Genomic DNA, 20,184 nt, shown 5'->3' on the forward strand with positions numbered 1-20,184 from the left:
CCGGCATTCTAAACCTAAAAGCATCCTCGAGCGCCAAGCAGCGAGCGGCAAGTCAGCGCAGCCCATGGCTGGCCGAACACAGCCTGACAGTCGGCGCTGGGCGGCGGCGTTCAGACGCCAATCGAGCAAGCCCTGGACCAGGCGCTTCGATCCTGAACCCCACTTGAGCACAAGGCGCATGCGATTTTTTACACCCCGGTGACCCGGTCGTGGATCAATGAAGCGCGGTCCATCGTAGCCGGTGCTTACATGTCGAAGCTTAGAGCATCAGCTTGACCGGTGAGATGTCCGGATCACGGGACTTTCCAGCGCGGGCAAGTGCGTCGAGGTATTCCGCCCACATCTGCTGCTGATCGGTCGCCAACCGGTAGAGATAGTCCCAGCTGTACAAGCCGCTGTCGTGGCCATCGCTGAAGGTCAGCTTGAGCGCGTACTGCCCGGCCGGCTCTATGCCATCAAGTGCAACGTTGATCTTGCCGGTCTGCAGGATCGGATTGCCGTGACCCTGCACCTCGGCTGAAGGCGAGTGGACCCGCAGAAACTCAGCGGATAGCACATAGCGCTGCTCTGGCCCGTATTCCAGCTCCAGTGTTTTCGACGTTTTGTGCAGCTTGATTGCAGTAGGGATACGCATCGATTGCTCCTGACAGCGCGCCGAGCCTCGTCCATGAGGCGCAGTCGCTTGTTTCAAAGGATATAGCGCGACAGGTCTTCGTCTTCGGCCAGCTCACCGAGGTGGCTGTTGACGTAAGCGGTATCGATGCGGATCGGCTCGCCATTCTGCTGTCCGGCCAGGTCGCCAGCGCTGAACGAGACCTCTTCCAGCAGGCGCTCAAGCAGCGTGTGCAGGCGGCGAGCACCGATGTTCTCGGTCTTCTCGTTGACCTGCCAGGCGATCTGCGCCAGGCGCTTGATGCCGTCCTCGGTGAATTCAATGCCCAGCCCTTCGGTCTTCAGCAGCTCACGATACTGCTCGGTCAGCGAGGCGTGTGGCTCGGTGAGGATGCGCTCGAAGTCTTCCGGCGACAGCGCTTTGAGCTCGACGCGGATCGGCAGTCGACCCTGCAGCTCCGGCACCAGATCGCTGGGCTTGGACAGGTGGAATGCACCCGAGGCAATGAACAGGATGTGATCGGTCTTGACCATGCCGAGCTTGGTGTTGACCGTGCTGCCTTCGATCAGCGGCAACAGATCGCGCTGCACGCCCTCGCGCGAAACGTCGGCGCCGCTGGTGTTGCCGCGCTTGGCAACCTTGTCGATCTCATCGATGAAAACGATACCGTGCTGCTCTACCGCTTCCAGTGCGCGGGCTTTGAGCTCTTCTTCATTGACCAGGCGCGCGGCTTCTTCATCGCGGACCAGTTTGAGTGCGTCCTTGATCTTCAGCTTGCGACTTTTCTTCTTGCCTTTACCCATGTTGGAGAAAAGGCTCTGCAGCTGATTTGTCATCTCCTCCATGCCTGGAGGAGCCATGATCTCGACACCGGCTGGGCTCTCGGCCACTTCGATATCGATTTCCTTGTCATCGAGCTGGCCCTCGCGCAGGCGCTTGCGGAACAGCTGGCGCGTATTGGAATCGGTGCTCTGTACCGGTTGCTCCTCATTGAAGCCGGCCGGGCGGGCCTGAGGTAGCAGCGCGTCGAGGATGCGCTCTTCGGCGGCATCTTCGGCGCGATGGCGCATCTTCACTACTTCCTGCTCGCGGAGCATCTTCAGTGCGGCATCGGCGAGGTCGCGGATGATCGACTCGACATCACGGCCGACATAACCCACTTCGGTGAACTTGGTCGCCTCCACCTTGATGAACGGCGCATTGGCCAGCTTCGCCAGGCGCCGAGCAATCTCGGTCTTGCCTACGCCAGTGGGGCCGATCATCAGGATATTCTTTGGCGTCACTTCCGGGCGCAGCTCGGTGGAGAGCTGCATCCGCCGCCAGCGGTTGCGCAGCGCAATGGCGACGGCACGCTTGGCGTCGTCCTGGCCGATGATATGGCGATTGAGTTCGTGGACGATCTCGCGGGGCGTCATGGACATGGTGCGGTACTCCGGGGCTCGAGGGCGATCAGATCGCGCTGTCGAGCTCCTCGATGGTGAGATTCTGGTTGGTGAAGACACAGATGGTGCCGGCAATGTTCAACGCGGTTTCGGTGATGTCCTGGGCCGACATGCTCTGGTCACCTTTCTGCATCAGTGCCATGGCGGCGGCCTGGGCGAATCCGCCACCGGAGCCCATGGCAATCAGATCGTTCTCTGGCTGCACCACGTCGCCGTTGCCGGTGATGATCAGCGAGGCGTCTTTGTTGGCTACCGCTAGCATGGCTTCCAAGCGGCTCAGTGAGCGATCGGTCCGCCAATCTTTAGCCAACTCGACGGCCGCCCGAACCAGATGGCCCTGATGTTTTTCCAGCTGACCTTCGAAACGCTCAAAGAGGGTGAAGGCATCGGCGGTGGCGCCAGCGAAGCCCGCCAGGACTTGGCCGTGATAGAGGCGCCGGACTTTCTTGGCGTTGCCTTTCATGACGGTGTTACCGAGGGAAACCTGGCCGTCGCCGCCCATGACGACTTTGCCGTTGCGGCGTACTGAAACGATGGTGGTCAAAGGAAAATCTCCACGCAGCGGGGCGATGAATGCCCGAATGCGCTTGATATGGGGGACGCTGCCGCGCATTTCAACCGATGCGAGGGAATCGCGTCTTGCCCCTTTTGAATCTATCGACGTGACGCAGGCGGCTCGCCGTGCAGACAGGGCTGAGCGCTACGGATCGCCAAGCGACACGCACGGGCCCGCTGTTGGCGAGGCAGCGCTATTGCAGCGCGAAGTCCAGCTGTCGCCAGGCCTCGTAGACGGCGACGGCCACGGTGTTGGAGAGGTTCAAACTGCGGCTGTCTGGACGCATCGGCAGTCGCAGGCGCTGCTCGTTGGGCAGCGCGTCGCGGATCTCCGGCGGCAAACCGCGACTTTCCGGGCCGAACAGGAAGGCATCGCCGCGCTGGAATTTGACCTCATGAAAGGGTTGTGAGCCTTTGGTGGTAAAGGCGAACAGGCGAGGGCGGCCGAGGCTCTCTAGGCAACTATCGAAATCGGCGTGTCGCTTGAGCGGCGCGTACTCGTGATAATCCAGCCCGGCGCGGCGCAACCGTTTGTCATCCAGCTCAAAGCCCAGCGGTTCGATCAGGTGCAGGCTACAACCGGCATTGGCGCAGAGCCTGATAATGTTGCCGGTATTCGGCGGAATCTCCGGTTGAAAAAGGATTACATGAAACATGCGCGGCACCGACTCTGAAAACGACCGGCATTCTACTGCGGCTAACGACCCGCTACCTCGCCTTCGCCGGCGCTTTTTCGGCTCGCTGGTGCTGCTCGGGCTGTTGTTCGGCTCTTTTCTCGGCCACGTCTTTCGGCCTGGCCCGGCCGAGCTGTTGCGTATCGAGCCTGTAGCGAGTGGGCTGCAGCTATGGTTCAACCGCGAGCCGGAGCTCTACAGCCAGGACGTCGAAGGCGCCGTGGGCATGCTGTTTCAGTCCAAGGGCAGCGCCGATGCCGGGCGTATAGAGGTTGGGAGCACCAGTGCTGGCTGGCGCGTGCAGACGACGGAGAAAGGGTTGTTGCTGCATTTCGTGGCGACCCGACCGCTCGTAGCCAGCTGGTCGGGTAAAAACATCGATGGCGAGTGGCGCTTGCTGGTCGAGGTCAAGCCGCGCTAAGGCGCAGCCGCTGGCTGCGCCAGTTCAGGTCAGGCTTCGTCGCCCTCATCCTCGTCTGCGCTGTCGCCCATTCCCAGCTCTTTGATTTTGCGCGTGAGCGTATTCCGTCCCCAGCCCAATAGCAGAGCCGCATCACGGCGGCGGCCGGCGGTGTGCTTGAGTGCAGTCTCGATCATGATGCGTTCGAAAGCCGGTACCGCCTCGTCGAGCAGATTCGATTGGCCGCGAGCCAGTGCCAGGTCGGCCCAGTGGCGCAGCGCCTGCTCCCAGTTGTTCGACGGCATGGCATCGGCCGGCTGATTGAGCAGTTCCGGAGGCAGGTCGTCGACATGCACTTCGCGCCCCGATGCCATCACCGTGATCCAGCGGCAGGTGTTCTCCAGCTGGCGCACGTTGCCCGGCCACGGCAGGTTTTGCAGGTATTCCTCGGTTTCGGGCTTGAGCAGCTTGGTCTCGACTGCCAGTTCGGTAGCGGCACTGGCAAGGAAATGTGAGGCCAGCGTCGGAATGTCTTCGCGGCGGTCGGACAGGCGTGGGATATGGATGCGGATGACATTCAGCCGATGAAACAGGTCTTCGCGAAACTTGCCGGCCTGAACCAAGGTTTCCAGGTCCTGGTGGGTAGCGGCAATGATGCGTACGTCGACCTTGACCGGTGTATGACCGCCGACCCGATAGAACTCGCCGTCAGCCAGTACGCGCAGGAGGCGGGTCTGGGTGTCGGCGGGCATGTCACCGATCTCGTCGAGGAACAGCGTGCCGCCATCGGCCTGCTCGAAGCGGCCGCGACGCTGGTTGGCAGCACCGGTGAAGGCCCCTTTCTCGTGACCGAACAGCTCCGATTCCATCAGATCCTTTGGAATCGCGGCCATATTCAGCGCAATAAATGGGGAGGCCGAACGTGGGCTATGCCGGTGCAAGGCATGAGCGACCAGCTCCTTTCCGGTACCGGACTCACCGTTGATCAACACAGTGATGTTTGAGTGGGAGAGGCGGCCAATGGCGCGAAACACTTCCTGCATCGCTGGTGCTTCGCCGATGATTTCCGTTGTGTGGCGTTGATCGACGGGTGCCTTGAGCCCTTGCTGCTCTTTGGCATGCTGGTTGGCGCGCTTGACCAGCGATACCGCTTCATCCACATCGAAAGGCTTGGGCAGGTATTCGAACGCGCCGCCCTGGTAGGAGGCTACCGCGCTGTCGAGGTCCGAATGCGCGGTCATGATGATCACGGGCAGGCGCGGGTAGAGGTCGCGGATCTGCGCCAGCATGTCGAGACCGCTCACACCCGGCATGCGGATGTCGGAAATGATCACATCCGGCTGCTGCCGTGCGAGTTTCGCCAGCACACCATCAGCGCTTTCGAAACTTTGGGTGGTCATGCCTTCCTGTTGCAGCGCTTTCTCCAGGACCCAGCGGATGGAGCGGTCATCGTCGACAATCCAGACAGTTTCGCTGCGGCTCATGCGGTTGGTACTCCTTGTTCCAGCGGCAGGAAGATCGAAAACGAGGTGTGCCCGGGATGGCTTTCGCATTCGATCAGCCCCTGGTGCTGGCTGATGATGTTCTGGGTAATGGCCAGGCCGAGGCCGGTGCCGTCGGGGCGGCCACTGACCATCGGGTAAAAAAGCGTGTTCTGCAGTTCGGCGGGAATGCCTGGCCCGTTGTCGATGATTTCGATCCGGGCGACCAGCCGATGGCGGATATGACCAATGGTGAACTGGCGCAGCGTGCGAGTACGTAGCGTCAGACGGCCCAGCCCCAGTTCGGTTTGCCCGGCAAGCGCCTGCATGGCGTTACGCATGATGTTGAGCACGGCCTGAATCATCTGCTCGTGGTCCATCAGGACCTCGGGAATACTTGGATCGTAGTCACGCACCAAAATGAGGCTGCCTTGGCATTCGGCTTCGATCAGGCTGGCGACATGTTCGAGCACCTCGTGAATGTTGGTCATCGCCAGCGATGGCAACTTGTTTGAGCCGAGCATCCGATCGACCAGGTTACGCAGGCGGTCGGCCTCTTCGATGATGACTTCGGTGTAATCCTTGAGGTGTTCTTCGGGCAGTTCGCGGGCCAGCAGTTGGGCGGCGCCGCGTATTCCCCCAAGCGGGTTCTTGATTTCATGGGCAAGCCCGCGAACCAGCATCTTGGTGGTTTCCTGCTTGGACAGCTGCGCCTCTTCCTTGGTGATGCGCAGCAGCCGGTCGCGTGGCAGCACTTCCAGCAGCAGCATCGTCTCCTGCTTCGTCAGTACCGGCGTCACGGCGTAGTCGACGGTCAGCGTCTGGCCGCTGGCGGATGTCAGGGTCGCTTCCCGCTTGGTGAACGGATGGGCTTCTTCGACGGCAAGGCGCAATGCCGCCAGGGCTTCCGACGACTCGGTGAACAGTTCGCTGATGAACTGACCGTGGCTGCGCTGGCCGCTGACGGCAAGCAGCATCTCGGCCGCCGGATTCATGTATTCCAGGCGCAACCGTGAATTAAGCAAAAGGGTGGCGGTGGTGAGATTCTCGATCAGCAGGCGCTGTAGGGCTTCGTTGATCATGGCAGTCTGCATCCGGAATGTACGTCAGGAAATGCAAGAAGCAAACCAAGGCGCTCCTTTTCGGCGCGGCGCCGCGAGCACTAGCGCTCCAGAGCAGGGCGTCGATCAGGAAGGGGAGCGCTAAACAAGATGGCTTAAACTATGCACCATTCAGGTGCGCAGCATGGTCACAGAAAGGGCACGAATGGAATATCTTTCTTTTCCTTCGGTTTATCCTTCAGCGGACACTCTGGGCGAACGCCGTAATCGCCTTTCTTGCATGGGTTGACCATGCGGCGTTGCGCAAGGGAAGTACGCATCATGTGGAACACGCGGGGCGCGCTGGCCTGCAGGCGCTCGCCCTGGCTGTCGATCACTTCGACCACCAACTGGTGGCTACCTCGGTCGACGTTTTGCAGCATCAATGCCGGGCTTTCACCGGGCGCGCCCACAGCCGCACCATCAAGCAGCAACCGATATTGATGGCCCGGATGCAGGGCAGGGGTGCTGGTCACGCTGACGGCCAGCTCACCGGCATTGTTGCGAATGGTGGCGTCGGGATCGGGCTGCACGATATCGAGCAATGTGTAGCCTGGTGTGGTCGCCTTTAGAACCTTAACTGCTTGCTTCGGCGGCGGTACGGGCTGTGCCGCCATGCTGTTGGCCGGTTTGGTCTCGACCTGCTCGGCGGCGCGGCCGCCCGGGCGATCAGTGAATACGCGGTTACCCTCGGCATCGGTGTAGCTGTAAATGGCTGCGCTCGCGGGCAATGCGAACGCCAGCAGCAGCGCCGAAAGCCACAGCCGCGTGGTGCGTCTCATCGGCGCGCCGGGCTGGAGGTGTGGACGCGCTGAACGGTGAACTGCTCCTCGGCCTGCTGCACGACTTGGCCCCCGCTGAGCACCTGTACTTCGAGCAGGTGGGTGCCGCGATCCACATTTATCAACTGCAGTGCGGTCGCGCTGCTGGGTTCTGCCTGGGGAACGCCGTCAAGTAGGAAGCGGAGTTGGTGGCCCTGCTTTAGTGGCGGATCGAGCTGGGCGTTGACGATAAAGGTGCCGCTGTTTGCGCGCAGCGCCTGCTCGTCCGGAATACCGCCGATCGCGACGCTCCGATAGGGTTGCTGGCGCTCCCCGCTGCTCTGCTCGTTGGCCAACGGTGGCGGGGCTGCGGGCATCTTGATATCAACGGTGTTGGCGGGCGGAAGGTCGACAGCGTTCGCCTCGACGCCTTCGGGTGGCTGATTGGTGAAGACGGTGTTGCCCTTGTCGTCGGTGTATTTGTAAATCTGCGCCATAGCGGGCGCCATGAGAACAAGTAGCAGGCTGAACAATGCAATGCGCATGGGAAGCTCCGCGGTAGGGGTGGCGAGAAGCCTTGCACCGTGCTGGCGGCGAGGCAAGCGCGACCGTTGCGATTTGGGATCGACGCCACTCCGGTCGTTTGTCGTAACGTCGGTATCACCGACTAATGACATCGCAGAAACGGAAAAGCCTCCCGAAGGAGGCTTTTCTGTCACGCGTACTGGCTTAGACGCTGTAGTACAGGTCGTATTCCAGCGGGTGAACGAAGGTACGGACCTTGATTTCTTCCTCGCTCTTCAGCTCGAGGTAGGCATCGATGAAGTCATCGGAGAACACGCCGCCCTTGGTCAGGAACGCACGGCCCTTGTCGAGTTCTTCCAGGGCTTCTTTCAGGCTTCCGCAGACCTGCGGGATCAGCTTGCCTTCTTCTGGCGGCAGATCGTACAGGTTTTTGTCAGCAGCATCGCCGGGGTGGATCTTGTTTTGGATGCCGTCCAGGCCAGCCATCAGCAGTGCGGCGAAGCACAGGTAGGGGTTGGCAGCCGGATCCGGGAAGCGCGCTTCAATACGGCGGGCTTTCGGGCTGGAAACGTACGGGATACGGATCGAGGCGGAACGGTTACGAGCCGAGTAGGCCAGCATGACCGGTGCTTCGAAGCCCGGAACCAGGCGCTTGTAGGAGTTGGTGGCCGGGTTGGTGAAGCCGTTCAGCGCCTTGCCGTGCTTGATGATGCCGCCGATGAAGTACAGAGCGGTCTCGGACAGGCCGGCATAGCCTTCGCCGGCGAAGGTGTTCTTGCCGTCTTTGGAGATCGACATGTGTACGTGCATGCCCGAACCGTTGTCGCCATACAGCGGCTTCGGCATAAAGGTCGCGGTCTTGCCGTAGACATCGGCCACGTTGTGCACGCAGTACTTCAGGGTCTGAACTTCGTCAGCCTTGTTTACCAGGGTGTTGAACTTGACGCCGATTTCGTTCTGACCGGCAGTCGCCACTTCGTGGTGATGCACTTCGACGACCAGGCCCATCTCTTCCATGGCGTTGCACATGGCAGTACGGATTTCGTGGTCGTGGTCACACGGCGGAACCGGGAAGTAGCCACCCTTCACGGCCGGGCGATGGCCCTTGTTGCCGCCTTCGACGTCCTGGTCGGTCATCCAGGAGCCTTGCTCGGAGTAGATTTTGAACATCGAGCCGGAGATGTCGGACTTGAACTTCACTTGGTCGAAGATGAAGAACTCAGGCTCCGGGCCAACGAATACAGTGTCGCCGATGCCGGTGGACTTGAGGAATTCCTCGGCGCGCTTGGCGATGGAGCGAGGGTCGCGGTCATAGCCCTGCATGGTGCTTGGCTCGACAATGTCGCAGACCAGAATCAGGGTTGGCTCTTCGGTGAACGGATCCAGAACGGCAGTTTCATCGACCGGCATCAGGATCATGTCGGAGGCTTCGATGCCCTTCCAGCCATGGATGGACGAGCCGTCGAACATTTTGCCGTGCTCGAAGAAATCTTCGTCATGAGCATCGCGCGCCGGAACGGTCACGTGGTGCTGCTTGCCCTTGGTGTCGGTGAAGCGCAGATCAATCCACTTCACATCGTAATCTTTGATCAGTTGAAGCGACTTCGACATGGTGCTCTCCAAGTGGTGGAAGCGTTGACAGATATGCTTCCGGAATCTAGGGGGTGAAGCCGAGCGGGCGATACTCCGTCAAGGCGACCTGCCTCACAAGGGAGCAAATTACATGCCAGTGCTCCGAGATGGATCCGAACACCCTTATTAAGCCGTCTTGCCGCACTCGCTGTCGTTTAGTGCAGCTGTGCCCGCTTAGGAGTGCTCTAAGTTGGTGCAAAAAATGATGAGCTTGTTCCATAAGGGTGCAAGGTTGGGCTTTCCGATAAAACTGTCTAAAGCTTGACCAAATTCCGATATACTCCGCCCCCCTCTTTTCACGCCATGCTGGCGCTGCGCTGTTTCCATGAAGCTGATCGTCAAGGTTTTCCCCGAAATCACCATTAAGAGCCCACCGGTACGCAAGGGCTTCATTCGCCAATTGGCGAAGAACATCCGTACCGTACTGCGCGACCTCGATCCCGAACTGCGGGTGGAGGGGGTGTGGGACAACGTTGAGGTGGAAACCGCGCTCAGTGATTCGAAAACCTTGCACCAGATGATCGAGCGCCTGCGCTGCACGCCGGGCATCGCCCATTGCTTGGAAGTGCACGAGTACCCGCTAGGCGATCTGGATGACATCCTCGCCAAGTGCAAAGCGCATTACGCCGACCGTCTGCCGGGCAGGATCTTCGCCGTGCGATGCAAGCGGGCAGGCAAGCACCCATTCAGCTCGATGGATGTAGAGCGATATGTTGGCAGCGAGCTTCGCCAACAGTGCGACGCCGCTGGCATCTCGCTCAAAGCACCGGAAATCGAAGTGCGGATGGAAATCCGCGACCAGCGCCTGTTTGTCGTGCATGCACAGCACGACGGTATTGGCGGCTACCCGCTGGGCGCGCTTGAGCAAACGCTGGTACTGATGTCCGGCGGTTTCGATTCCACAGTGGCGGCGTATCAGATGATGCGCCGCGGGTTGATGACCCATTTCTGCTTCTTCAATCTGGGTGGCCGCGCCCATGAGCTGGGCGTGATGGAAGTGGCCCACTATTTATGGAAGAAGTACGGCAGCTCCCATCGCGTACTGTTTATCAGCGTGCCGTTCGAGGAAGTGGTCGGTGAGATCCTGGAGAAGGTCGATAACAGCCACATGGGCGTAGTGTTGAAACGCATGATGCTGCGCGTCTCGACTCAGATCGCCGAACGTTTGCATATCGACGCGCTGGTAACCGGTGAAGCGATCTCTCAGGTTTCGAGCCAGACGCTGCCGAATTTGTCGGTTATCGACTCAGCTACCGATATGCTGGTGCTGCGCCCGCTGATCGCCAGCCACAAACAGGACATCATCGACACCGCTTTAGAGATCGGTACGGCGGAATTTGCCAAGAACATGCCCGAGTACTGTGGCGTAATTTCGGTGAACCCGACGACCAAAGCCAAACGCTATCGCGTCGAGCACGAAGAGAAACAGTTCGACATGGCGATTCTCGAGCGCGCTCTGGCGAATGCCCGGCAAGTGGCCATCGATCGGGTGATCGACGAGCTGGGCCAGGATTTGCAAGTTGAAGAAGTTATCGAGGCGAGTGCCGGGCAGGTTGTAATCGACATTCGCCATCCCGACCTTGCCGAGGACGAACCTCTGCAACTGCAGGGCATCGAAGTGCAAACATTGCCGTTTTATGCACTGAACAACCGATTCAAGGAACTGGACGACAATCGCCAGTACCTGCTGTATTGCGATAAAGGTGTCATGAGCCGCCTGCATGCTCATCATTTGCTGAGCGAGGGGCATGTCAATGTGCGCGTTTATCGTCCGAGCTAAACAGCCCGGCCTGCTGGGCGGCAGTATCCGCCACCGCCCTCCCGACCCGCTTTGCGGCTGAATCGCCGCAACACGTCGCTAACGATTTCTTCCCTTCATCCAATTTTTTCGCGTTGGGCAGCTTGAAGCATTTGCCGAGTAGCCCAACCCAACTACGAGACCACTACTGTGATCGACAATCTTCGCAACATCGCCATCATTGCTCACGTTGACCATGGCAAAACCACCCTGGTCGACAAGCTCCTGCGTCAGTCCGGCACTCTGGAACGCGGCGAGCTCAACGACGAGCGCGTGATGGATTCGAACGACCAGGAAAAAGAGCGTGGTATCACCATTCTCGCCAAGAACACTGCGATCCGTTGGAACGACTACCGCATCAACATCGTCGACACCCCCGGCCACGCCGACTTCGGCGGCGAAGTAGAGCGTGTAATGTCGATGGTCGACTCCGTGCTGCTGCTGGTTGACGCTCAAGACGGCCCTATGCCGCAAACCCGCTTCGTGACCAAGAAGGCCTTCGAAGCCGGCCTGCGTCCGATCGTGGTGATCAACAAGGTCGACCGTCCGGGCGCGCGTCCTGATTGGGTGCTGGACCAGATCTTCGACCTGTTCGACAACCTAGGCGCCACCGAAGAGCAGCTGGACTTCCAGGTCGTCTACGCCTCGGCCCTGAACGGCATCGCCGGTCTGGACCACACCGACATGGCCGAAGACATGACCCCGCTGTACCAGGCGATCGTCGATCACGTGCCGGCTCCGAAGGTAGACATGGACGGCCCGTTCCAGATGCAGATTTCAGCTCTGGACTACAACAGCTTCCTCGGCATCATCGGTGTAGGCCGTATCGCCCGTGGTCGCGTCAAGCCGAACACCCCGGTCACTGCCATCGACATGCATGGCAAGAAGCGTAACGGCCGTATCCTCAAGCTGATGGGTCACCACGGTCTGCACCGTGTCGACGTCGAAGAAGCCACTGCCGGCGACATCGTCTGCATCAGCGGTATGGATGAGCTGTTCATCTCCGACACCCTGTGCGACCAGAACAACGTCGAAGCGATGAAGCCGCTGACCGTTGACGAGCCGACCGTTTCCATGACCTTCCAGGTCAACGATTCACCGTTCTGCGGCAAGGAAGGCAAGTTCGTCACCAGCCGTAACATCAAGGACCGTCTCGACAAGGAGCTGCTGTACAACGTAGCCCTGCGCGTTGAAGAAGGCGACTCGGCCGACAAGTTCAAGGTATCCGGCCGTGGTGAGCTGCACCTGTCGGTACTGATCGAAAACATGCGCCGCGAAGGCTTCGAAATGGCCGTAGGCCGTCCGGAAGTGATCATTCGTGACGTCGACGGTGCCAAGCACGAGCCGTTCGAGAACGTCACCATCGACATCCCGGAAGAAGCCCAGGGCAAGGTCATGGAAGAGATGGGCCTGCGTAAGGGCGACCTGAGCAACATGGTCCCGGATGGCAAGGGTCGTGTGCGCCTTGAGTACAACATCCCCGCCCGTGGCCTGATCGGTTTCCGTAACCACTTCCTGACCATCACCAACGGCGCTGGCATCCTGACCTCCATCTTCGACCGCTACGACGTGATGAAGTCCGGCCACATGTCCGGTCGTCAGAACGGCGTGCTGGTATCGGTCGAAACCGGCAAGGCACTGACCTATTCCCTGGAAACCCTGCAGGCGCGCGGCAAGCTGTTCGTCGAGCACGGCCAGGAGATCTACAACGGTCAGATCGTCGGCCTGAACAGCCGTGACAACGACATGGGCGTCAACCCCACCAAAGGCAAGAAGCTCGACAACATGCGTGCATCGGGCAAGGACGAAACCATCGCCCTGGTTCCGCCGGTGAAGTTCACCCTGGAGCAGGCGCTGGAATTCATCCAGGACGACGAGCTGTGCGAAGTGACCCCGAAGTCGATCCGTCTTCGCAAGAAGATCCTCGACGAAGGCGAGCGCAACCGCGCTGCGAAGAAAGCCAAGAACTGATATAGCTTTTGGTTACTGAAAGCCCCCGCCGGCGAGAGCCGGCGGGGGCTTTTTTGTTGTCGCAAGCGTGCGCAAGTGCGTATCGCTGGGCCTGGAAGTTTCCAGAGGCCTAGCCGTGCAGCGGTTGACGCTTCGTGCGTCGAGTATCTGTGTCTGCAAGCACTTCAGAATCCGCAGCGAAATCGCGGCGTTCCAGGTTCGGACCCTTCCCTGTGCATCGCAGCGCCTGGCGGGACGACCGAGGCCTCGTAGCTACGGGCTCGCCGCGCTGCTGGGTTTCTGGTCGCTGGCCTACTGGCGTGTCGCCGATGAGCCGCTGCTCGGTCAGCTCGCGCCGTGGCCAACGCTTCAGACGCTGCTGGAGTTGATTGCCAGCAGCGATCTGGCACCACGTGTTGCTGAGCCTCAAGCGGGTGTTCGTTGGCCTTCGGTTGGCGCTGCTCGCGGGCGTGCCCTCAGGGCTTGTAGTGGGTAGCTTTCAGCGGGTGGAGTGGGCGACCACACCGGCGTTCCAGTTATTGCGGATGACTTCGCCGCTGCCCTGGATGCCTTAGGCGGTCATGCTGCTGGGGGTTGGTGATGCGCCGGTCTACTTCCTGCTCGCCTTCGCTGCGGTGTGGTCCATCATGCTCAACACCGGCGCCGGGGTGTAGGCGCTCGACCCGCTCTGCTTGCAACTCACCCGCAGTTTGTCAGCCACACGCCTGGAAACGGCGCGCCACGTGATCGTCCCGGGCGTGCTTGGTCATGTGCTTACCCGGGGGCGGTTGTTGATCGGTATCGTCTGGATCGTGCTGGTACCGTGCAAGATGCTCGGCGTGAGCGCCGGGTTGGGCTACTTCATTCTCGACAGCCGCGACCGTCTGGCTTATTCGGAACTGCTGGCCGTTGTGCTGTTGATCTGCGTGCTTGGGTTCTTCCTCGATGCTGCTGCGCGGATGGCGTATCGCCGGGTGGTACACGGTGGATACGCCGGCGCTGATACGTATATACGAGGCTAAAAACCCGCCGGCGCTACTCGGTTGCGCCTCGTATGCGTTGAAAGCATCGCTCGCGCGCCCCCTGCTCAGCCGACTCGATTGTTAAGGCGTGGCTTCGCCGGCCGTTCGGTACTCTGCACCGTTGCGCTCAAGCCGATACGCGCTAATGGACTCGTAGACGGCCTTACGCAGGCGGTTGATGCCGCCGATTGGACGATGCGCCAGCAACGCGTGCCAGGGGTTGAAGCTGAGGTTGTCGCAGTTGAGGTTCTGCTCGGGGCTGTTGAAGTCCTGTGGCGGCAGGCGAATGTCTGCGACCGTCTCGAATGGCGAGATGGCTTCACTCCATTCGATGCTGGTGTCCTCGATGGGCATGTAATGCTCGGCCTTCTGCCGCTGCACTTGCAAGGCGAAACAGGCGGGTGCGCGGTCGAGAGACAGCTGTTGGTAGAGCGCGCTGCGCAGGAAGTTCGGCAGGTCGCGGTTTTGTTCGGGCAGCTGGTAGGTCGGGCAGTTTTCTGGCGTTGGGATAACCCGATATTTGATGTTGTGTGGGCCGAGTTTGTAGGGCGCCACAGAGCTGTATGTGGTGGCCACCGGGCTTTCCGGCGCCGGCGCCAGGGTCTGCAGCGCGATGAATAAATGGCGCAGCTCCCAGGTGCGTGGATCGGCGCTGGGGAAGAACGCCAACGCCTTCTTGCCCTGCGCTTGGGAGGCGAAGTTGCTGCGGTATTCGGCCACGTCTCGGACGAAGAACACCGGGTGATTGAACATCACGAAATCCTGATCGCTGGCATGACGCGGATCGCGGGTGAGCTTTTCACCGGGTACGTCGAGCAGCTTGAGCGCCATGCCGCGCGCGTCCTTGATGCGATCGAACTGAGGATAGGCGTTGCCGTTGGACAGCCGCACCCAGGCGTTCCACGTCTTGCCCGGTTCGCTGAGTACGCCATGCCGCAGCGCCGGTTCCAGGTTGGCGCGCACGCTGACCTCGGCTCGCACGCAGCCGTGGGCCTTGGCATGGGCATCACGCAGCACGCGGGTGTTCTCGCTGTGCTGTTCAACCACGGCGATGGCATCGGCAATGATCGCCTGGGTGTCGGCCGCTTCAGTTGGCGCGATGACTTCTGCTGTCGAGACGGGCCCGCGATGAGTGAGATGAAAATGGATGGTGGCAATCGCCCAGCCGACCAGTCCGATGCAGAGGGTGGCAAGCAGTAGCCGGCCCAGTAGGCGACCGATCAAGAGCCAGGGTGTCGTGAGCATGTGGCAAATCCTTGTGCGATGACTGGGTCAGGGGCAGCTTGGGCCGGGGTTGCGCGGCCGAGTCGGCAGTTCCTCAAGACGCGGTTCAAAGCGGGGGTCGCCCAGTACCTTGAGGTACTCGACCAAGGCCCAGCGCTCGTGCGGCGCTAGCGCTCGGCCAATCACGCCGCTGCCGCGGCAGCCGGCGCGAAATTCATGGCCGCGGTTGCTATTGCCGGTGATCGCGGTATCCAGCAGAAAGCCGCCGTCGAAGCGTTCGGTGCGTATCCCGACGTGTTGCGGATCGTATTCGCGGCTGCCGACCCAGAACTGTTTTTGCCGTTCGGCTATCGGCGACAGCAGCTGGAACAGGGTGGGGACCGAGCCGTTATGCAGGAAGGGCGGTGTTGCCCAGATGCCGTCAAGAGGTCGCGCCTTGTAGCCGCGTAACTCCTGCACGCCGATGGGCAGGCCGTAACCATCGAATTCGGCGCGTTCGGCCTCGCTGATCCCTGCATCGCGATAGGCGCGATCTTCGACATAGGCGGTGATGTAGGCCAGCCCCTTGGCGCTGGACACCTTGCTCAAATCCAACGGCCCCGACGACTTTCCATACAGGCGCACGTCCAGGCGATCCAGCTCATCCTGCGCCCAGCCCAGGCGAGTCAGGTCGAAACGGTGATCGGCGATGTTGTCGGCCGTGGTCGGATCGGTGCCGACGAAGGAGGTGGGGATCACCTTCATGCGCCATTCGGGGTCGCGCTCCGGAGCGAAGCGCTTCTCCACCGGCTTGGGATTAGCATCGTGGCAATGGGCGCAGTTCTCCCTGTACAACGCTCGGCCAAGGCTGGCTTGCTCAATATCGACCTTGCCCAGTACGTCTTCCGGCCAATGGGGCGGAGCCAGCTGCATAAGGGTGGTTTCCAGCCTATGCAGATCGCGTATCCGGACACCCGATGCATAGCGCTCTGCCTCCGCGATGGGCTGGCCGTTCTCTTGCAGCAGCTGCAATGTTGCGCCGACACCCAGCGCTTCGCCGATATTGCGCGCCATCGGCTGCATGGCCGAGCCATTCCACTGCACCCAATCAAACTTCCAGATATCCCACAGATGCGGGTAGCTCACCGGGGCGTTGGCGACGCGATAGTTGGCCGGATCTATGGCATCGCCGAACGCGCTGTTGGCGATGCGGCCGAACGCATCGGTACGGCCGAAGCCTTCTTCAGTGGGGTAGAGCCCGCGGTGCCAGTCGTTGTAGGCCGTGCCGAGCAGGCGGTCGAGCACCTGCTTGAAGTCGTGGCGCAATTGCGCGCGGCCCTGCTCGTAACGCTCGCCCAGCACTTGCTCGGCGAAGCGACGGAACTTGAGTGGGTTGTAATAGGTGAAGGCCATGCTCATGCCGAGCGCCTGGCCAAAGGCGCCACCGCGCAGGGTCGGCACGGTGGAGGCCAGCGAATGCATCGCCGCACCGCCGTCGATACGAATGGCCTGATCCCCGTAGCGCAGCTCGCCGGTGTGGCAGGCCGCGCAGGTCACATCCAGATAGGCGCGACCGGTCTCATCATCCTCGTGGCGGGCAAAGCCCACCGGCAGGTTGCCGGGGTTCAGCGCGGTGGCTTTTTGCGCGGGATCGACCAGAAATCCGAAGCGGGCGAGGTAGTCGGGTGTGGCGAACCTGTCCCGGCTGAAGGGCAGTTCCAGCGCACGGAACCAGTCGTACTCCAGTCCCTTAACCTGGGTCCCTTGTGGTGTGTAGTAGTAGGTCTGCCGCTGCGTGGTGTCCCACTGCTCCAGATAATGCAGCGCTTCGGGCGCTTCGTACTCTGGAAGGTTCGGATAGGCCACAAAATACAGCCCAACCCCCACGGCCAGCACGGTCAACAACAAGACAGCCCCCAGGGCTCGGCGCAGCAATCGCATCGGTACATCCTTGTAGCGTCATGGCGGGTGCGCGTTTATGGCAGGGTTGTGGGGTGATGGCAATAAGATGTCGTTGCTTTTGCGGTGACAGATTAGCGTGAATGCGTGCTCGAACAGTTATTCAAAGTCAAGCAAACTTCCCTCCACGGAGGCTGAAATGCATGAGATATAAGTTAAGTAGTTAGAGTTTTTCTTAACTAATATGCCGTGCTTGGGCTCTTGGACGTCCGCAACCTTATTGACGCTGGATATTACTGTGTACGTATATTCGCCATTAGCGAAGCTGATGGAGTTGGTCAGTTCGCTGCCAGACGCGTTGCCTATTAAAATCTCCACCTCATCTAATGATTTTTTTAATTCTAGCTCTGGTTGAGAGTTTATTTTTCCAAATTTATAAGTAATGGTATTGTCTTGCTTATGTAATTCTAGGAATTTATTGGATTTTGTTTTGCAGCTGAAAAGGGGTTTTGTCTCTTCCATAGTATTTGCCGATAGGAGAGACGAAAAAGCTAAAGTTAGGGCTAGTGCAAGATGCGAGATGTTCATTCTAACGACCGCTTCATGGTTATTAATGAAATATTTTGTCTCTGGTTACTTCAATATTTGGGCGCTCCAAAGTCTCTCAAAATTTGCCCGTCTTGCTTGATAGCTATCCGTATTTAGATTCACTATTCTTGTTATTGCGTCCACCGTCTCTAAGCAGTCACCTTTATCTGCAAGTTCGTACAGCCTATTCGATATCCAGAAATTTGCAGCAGATCGAGTGGCATATTTCATGGTTAGCAAGAGATCGGGCTGCTCTGTAAAATTCACATCTTTTTCGGCTGGCCAATGTTTGGTAAGCCGATTGTGCCAAGATGTTAGCGCTTCGTAGTTGTACCTGCCAGTCAACTGCTTCAAGCCCCGTCCTCGGTATTTCCAACCGTCTCCCGTCGAATATTCACCGTTGCCTAGATCAGCTCGGCCACCATAAGCTCCATTAGCAATCGCCTCAAAATCTTCCTGAGACATTCTGTTGCCGTCAGCCTTTACCCCTCGATGAGTATCATAGCCATGGGCCTTGGCCAGCTTCGGATTATTTCTGAAGTACTTAAATATTCGCATTAGAGACTCTGCCTTATATATAAATCCTTCTTCGACTTTTAGTTGGGGCCCAGTTTCTTGCAGGATTTGAGCAAAGAAATGGGTTCTTCTCAATGTGGTGTCTAATTTGTAGAGGGAGAGATGGCCGTTTAGCTCATTTGCTATTTCCGCTAGGTCACTTTCCCTGCTGGGTAACAAGGACGGATAAATTCCTTTCATTATATCGAGCGTGAATTTGAACGATCGGTCTGCCATGAAGTTGCAGGCAATTGGCATCGGGGATATGTGCCAGGCGATCCCATCCTCGCTGACCTTATCCCTTCCTGCCAGGTCACCCCACCAACTCAACCTCTCGATCCGCTGCTTTTCCGCTTCCCATGCCTGATTGGGTTTTCCGGGTACTTCTGCCAGTAAAGGGTCAAGCTCGTCCCATTTTCCTTTGTTCCAAGACCACTCACTTTCGTACTTAGTGATCAATTGCCCGAGCACTTGAGCGTGCCATGGCCTTGTCAGCGCTGCTTGGATTTCAGCGCTGGTCAATACGCCATCCTTATCGCTATCGGCGATATCGTAGAGTCGAGCGAGCGTTACGATTGGGCCGCCATCGGCTTTGCTGATCTGCGCCCGGTAGTTGTGCTGTTCGTCTGCGCTCAGCAGGCTTCTGGCTTTGAAGGCGTAGGCGAGTTTTTCGAGGGGCGTTCCGGTTTCCTCGATGCACTGGAAGCCTTCCCATTCCCAAGGGCTATGGCGGGTAGTGATCAGCTCCTGTTCGGCGAGCCAGCCATCGATGGGGTTGCCGTTTTCGTCGATGAACAGTCCGTCCAGTCGCCACCATGTGGTTGTGCTTGCCGGCGTACTGCCTTCGGCAGGGATGGTGACCTGAATCTTGTGCGAAGCTGGCAGTCCATCCAGCAGCGTTTGCGGAATTATGAGGTCGACACCGACTTGCGAGCCTTCATCGCTGAGTTTGGGTGGATTCTCAGCAGCTGTACCCTCTCGATGAGCGATCAGTTTGCTAGCGCCTTTGTAGACCTTGAGCAGGGTTTTCTGGTCGTCTGGCAAGCGGCTGGCCCAGGCGCGGCTTCGGGCGATGAACGCAGGCACATCGTCGCAGCTGAATAGTTCGACATGGACCATGTGCTGAGCGGCGCTGTCGTGGTTCTGGTACAGGCCGGGATGGCCTATCAGATCACCGGCCTTGATTGGCAGCCCGCTCTTGAGAACGACAACCTTGTCGCACTCCGTCGGTTCGCTGTGCGGTTTGAGCAAACTGGTGGATACGTGGCCGGGCAGTTGCCCGTCATCGTCAGCTGCCAACGGGGGTTGTGCCGTCCCGCTGATGATGCTGGTCAGCTTGCTGAATTCCCCTTCCGTTTCGCCAATGGTGATTTCGGCACCCTTGGACAGCTCCGACAGCTTGGTGGTGTTCTTGCTCGGGCCTGCGCGAACGCTCAGACCGTCCTTCTGCGTATTCACGGTATAGCGCTTGGTTTTCCAGAAGGCGGGGCGCGGCAGGTCCGGTTGCGCTTGGTAGCCTGCCCAGTCCAGCAGGTGCATGTACAGGCTGTAGAGGGTCAGGCTTGGAGGAGTTTGTCCGTCGGTAATGCTGCCGTCGGCGTTCTGCAGTGGCGGTGGCTGGAGGCTGTGCTTGACCAGCACGAACCCCGTGGAAAAGGGCGCTCGTTTCACGCGCGGGATCTCGTCAGTGAATTCGCTGACCGGGTAGCGCTCGTCGATGCGGTAGGCAATCACTTCGCCATCGGCTATACAGCGCACGCTCGACTGATCGAAAAACGCCGCCGTGCCCTCGTCGAAATGTACGCCGCCGTGCCATAGGCCATTCTCCCCAGTGGGGTAGTAGCCACCCTTGGCGTTGGCCATATGGATCATCAGCTGCAGTGGATTGCTGTTCGGTTCCTTGCTGGGAAACGGGTATGCCCAGTTGATCGGCTTGTGTTCGGCCATCGATGCTTCCTTACTGTTCGAGCTGGCCTGACGGCCGCC

At 59.5% G+C, this 20,184-nt stretch carries 16 protein-coding genes and 1 pseudogene; 4 read left to right on the plus strand and 13 right to left on the minus strand.

The genetic code is table 11. From position 1 onward, the window contains the following. Window positions 1–259: 259 nt before the first annotated feature. The 4 genes from C1896_01420 to trmL all read right to left on the minus strand — a co-directional run bounded on the left by C1896_01420 (window position 260) and on the right by trmL (window position 3,266). The gene (locus C1896_01420; protein AZZ43702.1) at window positions 260–634 is read right to left on the minus strand and encodes a 1-(5-phosphoribosyl)-5-((5-phosphoribosylamino)methylideneamino)imidazole-4-carboxamide isomerase; all 375 of its coding nucleotides are present in this window, start codon (window positions 632–634) and stop codon (window positions 260–262) included. Between the two features lie 53 nt (window positions 635–687). Next, complete coding sequence (gene hslU, locus C1896_01425; protein ID AZZ43703.1) at window positions 688–2,034, minus strand: HslU--HslV peptidase ATPase subunit; 1,347 nt, start codon at window positions 2,032–2,034, stop codon at window positions 688–690. 28 nt (window positions 2,035–2,062) lie between these two features. Next, window positions 2,063–2,599 carry an ATP-dependent protease subunit HslV gene (locus C1896_01430; protein AZZ47478.1) on the minus strand — a complete coding sequence of 179 codons (537 nt, stop codon included), beginning with the start codon at window positions 2,597–2,599 and terminating at the stop codon, window positions 2,063–2,065. Between the two features lie 205 nt (window positions 2,600–2,804). Next, complete coding sequence (trmL, locus tag C1896_01435; GenBank protein ID AZZ43704.1) at window positions 2,805–3,266, minus strand: tRNA (uridine(34)/cytosine(34)/5-carboxymethylaminomethyluridine(34)-2'-O)-methyltransferase TrmL; 462 nt, start codon at window positions 3,264–3,266, stop codon at window positions 2,805–2,807. Between trmL and C1896_01440 the strand changes: the two genes are divergently transcribed. Then, window positions 3,265–3,705, plus strand: a complete 441-nt coding sequence (locus C1896_01440) for a hypothetical protein (GenBank protein ID AZZ43705.1) — start codon at window positions 3,265–3,267, stop codon at window positions 3,703–3,705. The genes trmL and C1896_01440 overlap by 2 nt on opposite strands. Before the next feature lie 29 nt (window positions 3,706–3,734). On the opposite strand, the gene ntrC is transcribed toward C1896_01440, so the two are convergent. From ntrC to glnA, 5 genes are all read right to left on the minus strand, one after another. Then, window positions 3,735–5,168 (minus strand): nitrogen regulation protein NR(I), encoded by a 1,434-nt coding sequence (gene ntrC, locus C1896_01445; protein ID AZZ43706.1) that lies wholly within the window; start codon window positions 5,166–5,168, stop codon window positions 3,735–3,737. Next, window positions 5,165–6,247 carry a nitrogen regulation protein NR(II) gene (locus tag C1896_01450; protein AZZ43707.1) on the minus strand — a complete coding sequence of 361 codons (1,083 nt, stop codon included), beginning with the start codon at window positions 6,245–6,247 and terminating at the stop codon, window positions 5,165–5,167. Before C1896_01450 ends, ntrC begins: the two co-directional genes overlap by 4 nt. 167 nt (window positions 6,248–6,414) lie before the next feature. After that, complete coding sequence (locus tag C1896_01455) at window positions 6,415–7,047, minus strand: penicillin-binding protein (protein AZZ43708.1); 633 nt, start codon at window positions 7,045–7,047, stop codon at window positions 6,415–6,417. Next, the gene (locus C1896_01460; GenBank protein ID AZZ43709.1) at window positions 7,044–7,571 is read right to left on the minus strand and encodes a DUF4124 domain-containing protein; all 528 of its coding nucleotides are present in this window, start codon (window positions 7,569–7,571) and stop codon (window positions 7,044–7,046) included. Before C1896_01460 ends, C1896_01455 begins: the two co-directional genes overlap by 4 nt. 184 nt (window positions 7,572–7,755) lie before the next feature. Next, a complete protein-coding gene (gene glnA, locus C1896_01465) occupies window positions 7,756–9,162 on the minus strand; it encodes a glutamate--ammonia ligase (GenBank protein AZZ43710.1) in 1,407 nt (468 codons plus the stop codon). A gap of 346 nt (window positions 9,163–9,508) precedes the next feature. Between glnA and C1896_01470 the strand changes: the two genes are divergently transcribed. The 3 genes and pseudogenes from C1896_01470 to C1896_01480 all read left to right on the plus strand — a co-directional run bounded on the left by C1896_01470 (window position 9,509) and on the right by C1896_01480 (window position 13,953). Further along, a complete protein-coding gene (locus tag C1896_01470; GenBank protein AZZ43711.1) occupies window positions 9,509–10,963 on the plus strand; it encodes a tRNA 4-thiouridine(8) synthase ThiI in 1,455 nt (484 codons plus the stop codon). 168 nt (window positions 10,964–11,131) lie between these two features. Beyond that, the gene (gene typA / locus C1896_01475) at window positions 11,132–12,952 is read left to right on the plus strand and encodes a translational GTPase TypA (protein ID AZZ43712.1); all 1,821 of its coding nucleotides are present in this window, start codon (window positions 11,132–11,134) and stop codon (window positions 12,950–12,952) included. A gap of 226 nt (window positions 12,953–13,178) precedes the next feature. Next, a pseudogene (locus tag C1896_01480) lies at window positions 13,179–13,953 on the plus strand (ABC transporter permease). An 81-nt stretch (window positions 13,954–14,034) separates the two neighbouring features. Here C1896_01480 and C1896_01485 read toward each other — a convergent pair. The 4 genes from C1896_01485 to C1896_01500 all read right to left on the minus strand — a co-directional run bounded on the left by C1896_01485 (window position 14,035) and on the right by C1896_01500 (window position 20,145). After that, window positions 14,035–15,198: a catalase gene (locus C1896_01485; protein AZZ43713.1), complete on the minus strand. Its 1,164-nt coding sequence runs from the start codon at window positions 15,196–15,198 to the stop codon at window positions 14,035–14,037. A 27-nt stretch (window positions 15,199–15,225) separates the two neighbouring features. Continuing rightward, window positions 15,226–17,097 carry a hypothetical protein gene (locus C1896_01490; protein ID AZZ43714.1) on the minus strand — a complete coding sequence of 624 codons (1,872 nt, stop codon included), beginning with the start codon at window positions 17,095–17,097 and terminating at the stop codon, window positions 15,226–15,228. A gap of 117 nt (window positions 17,098–17,214) precedes the next feature. Beyond that, entirely contained in the window at window positions 17,215–17,577 is a 363-nt protein-coding gene (locus tag C1896_01495; GenBank protein ID AZZ43715.1) for a hypothetical protein, read from the minus strand. 111 nt (window positions 17,578–17,688) lie between these two features. Beyond that, complete coding sequence (locus tag C1896_01500) at window positions 17,689–20,145, minus strand: hypothetical protein (protein ID AZZ43716.1); 2,457 nt, start codon at window positions 20,143–20,145, stop codon at window positions 17,689–17,691. Window positions 20,146–20,184 lie beyond the last annotated feature (39 nt).

Source organism: Pseudomonadaceae bacterium SI-3 (assembly GCA_004010935.1).
GTDB lineage: Bacteria > Pseudomonadota > Gammaproteobacteria > Pseudomonadales > Pseudomonadaceae > Stutzerimonas.

Bases quoted from the DNA above. Each gene is read 5' to 3' on its own strand.
- C1896_01495 (AZZ43715.1), bottom strand. From the start codon at position 17,577: ATGGAAGAGACAAAACCCCTTTTCAGCTGCAAAACAAAATCCAATAAA.
- hslU (AZZ43703.1), bottom strand. From the start codon at position 2,034: ATGTCCATGACGCCCCGCGAGATCGTCCACGAACTCAATCGCCATATC.
- C1896_01450 (AZZ43707.1), bottom strand. From the start codon at position 6,247: ATGATCAACGAAGCCCTACAGCGCCTGCTGATCGAGAATCTCACCACC.
- C1896_01460 (AZZ43709.1), bottom strand. From the start codon at position 7,571: ATGCGCATTGCATTGTTCAGCCTGCTACTTGTTCTCATGGCGCCCGCT.
- C1896_01455 (AZZ43708.1), bottom strand. From the start codon at position 7,047: ATGAGACGCACCACGCGGCTGTGGCTTTCGGCGCTGCTGCTGGCGTTC.
- C1896_01485 (AZZ43713.1), bottom strand. From the start codon at position 15,198: ATGCTCACGACACCCTGGCTCTTGATCGGTCGCCTACTGGGCCGGCTA.
- trmL (AZZ43704.1), bottom strand. From the start codon at position 3,266: ATGTTTCATGTAATCCTTTTTCAACCGGAGATTCCGCCGAATACCGGC.
- C1896_01470 (AZZ43711.1), top strand. From the start codon at position 9,509: ATGAAGCTGATCGTCAAGGTTTTCCCCGAAATCACCATTAAGAGCCCA.
- glnA (AZZ43710.1), bottom strand. From the start codon at position 9,162: ATGTCGAAGTCGCTTCAACTGATCAAAGATTACGATGTGAAGTGGATT.
- C1896_01420 (AZZ43702.1), bottom strand. From the start codon at position 634: ATGCGTATCCCTACTGCAATCAAGCTGCACAAAACGTCGAAAACACTG.
- C1896_01490 (AZZ43714.1), bottom strand. From the start codon at position 17,097: ATGCGATTGCTGCGCCGAGCCCTGGGGGCTGTCTTGTTGTTGACCGTG.
- C1896_01440 (AZZ43705.1), top strand. From the start codon at position 3,265: ATGCGCGGCACCGACTCTGAAAACGACCGGCATTCTACTGCGGCTAAC.
- C1896_01500 (AZZ43716.1), bottom strand. From the start codon at position 20,145: ATGGCCGAACACAAGCCGATCAACTGGGCATACCCGTTTCCCAGCAAG.
- ntrC (AZZ43706.1), bottom strand. From the start codon at position 5,168: ATGAGCCGCAGCGAAACTGTCTGGATTGTCGACGATGACCGCTCCATC.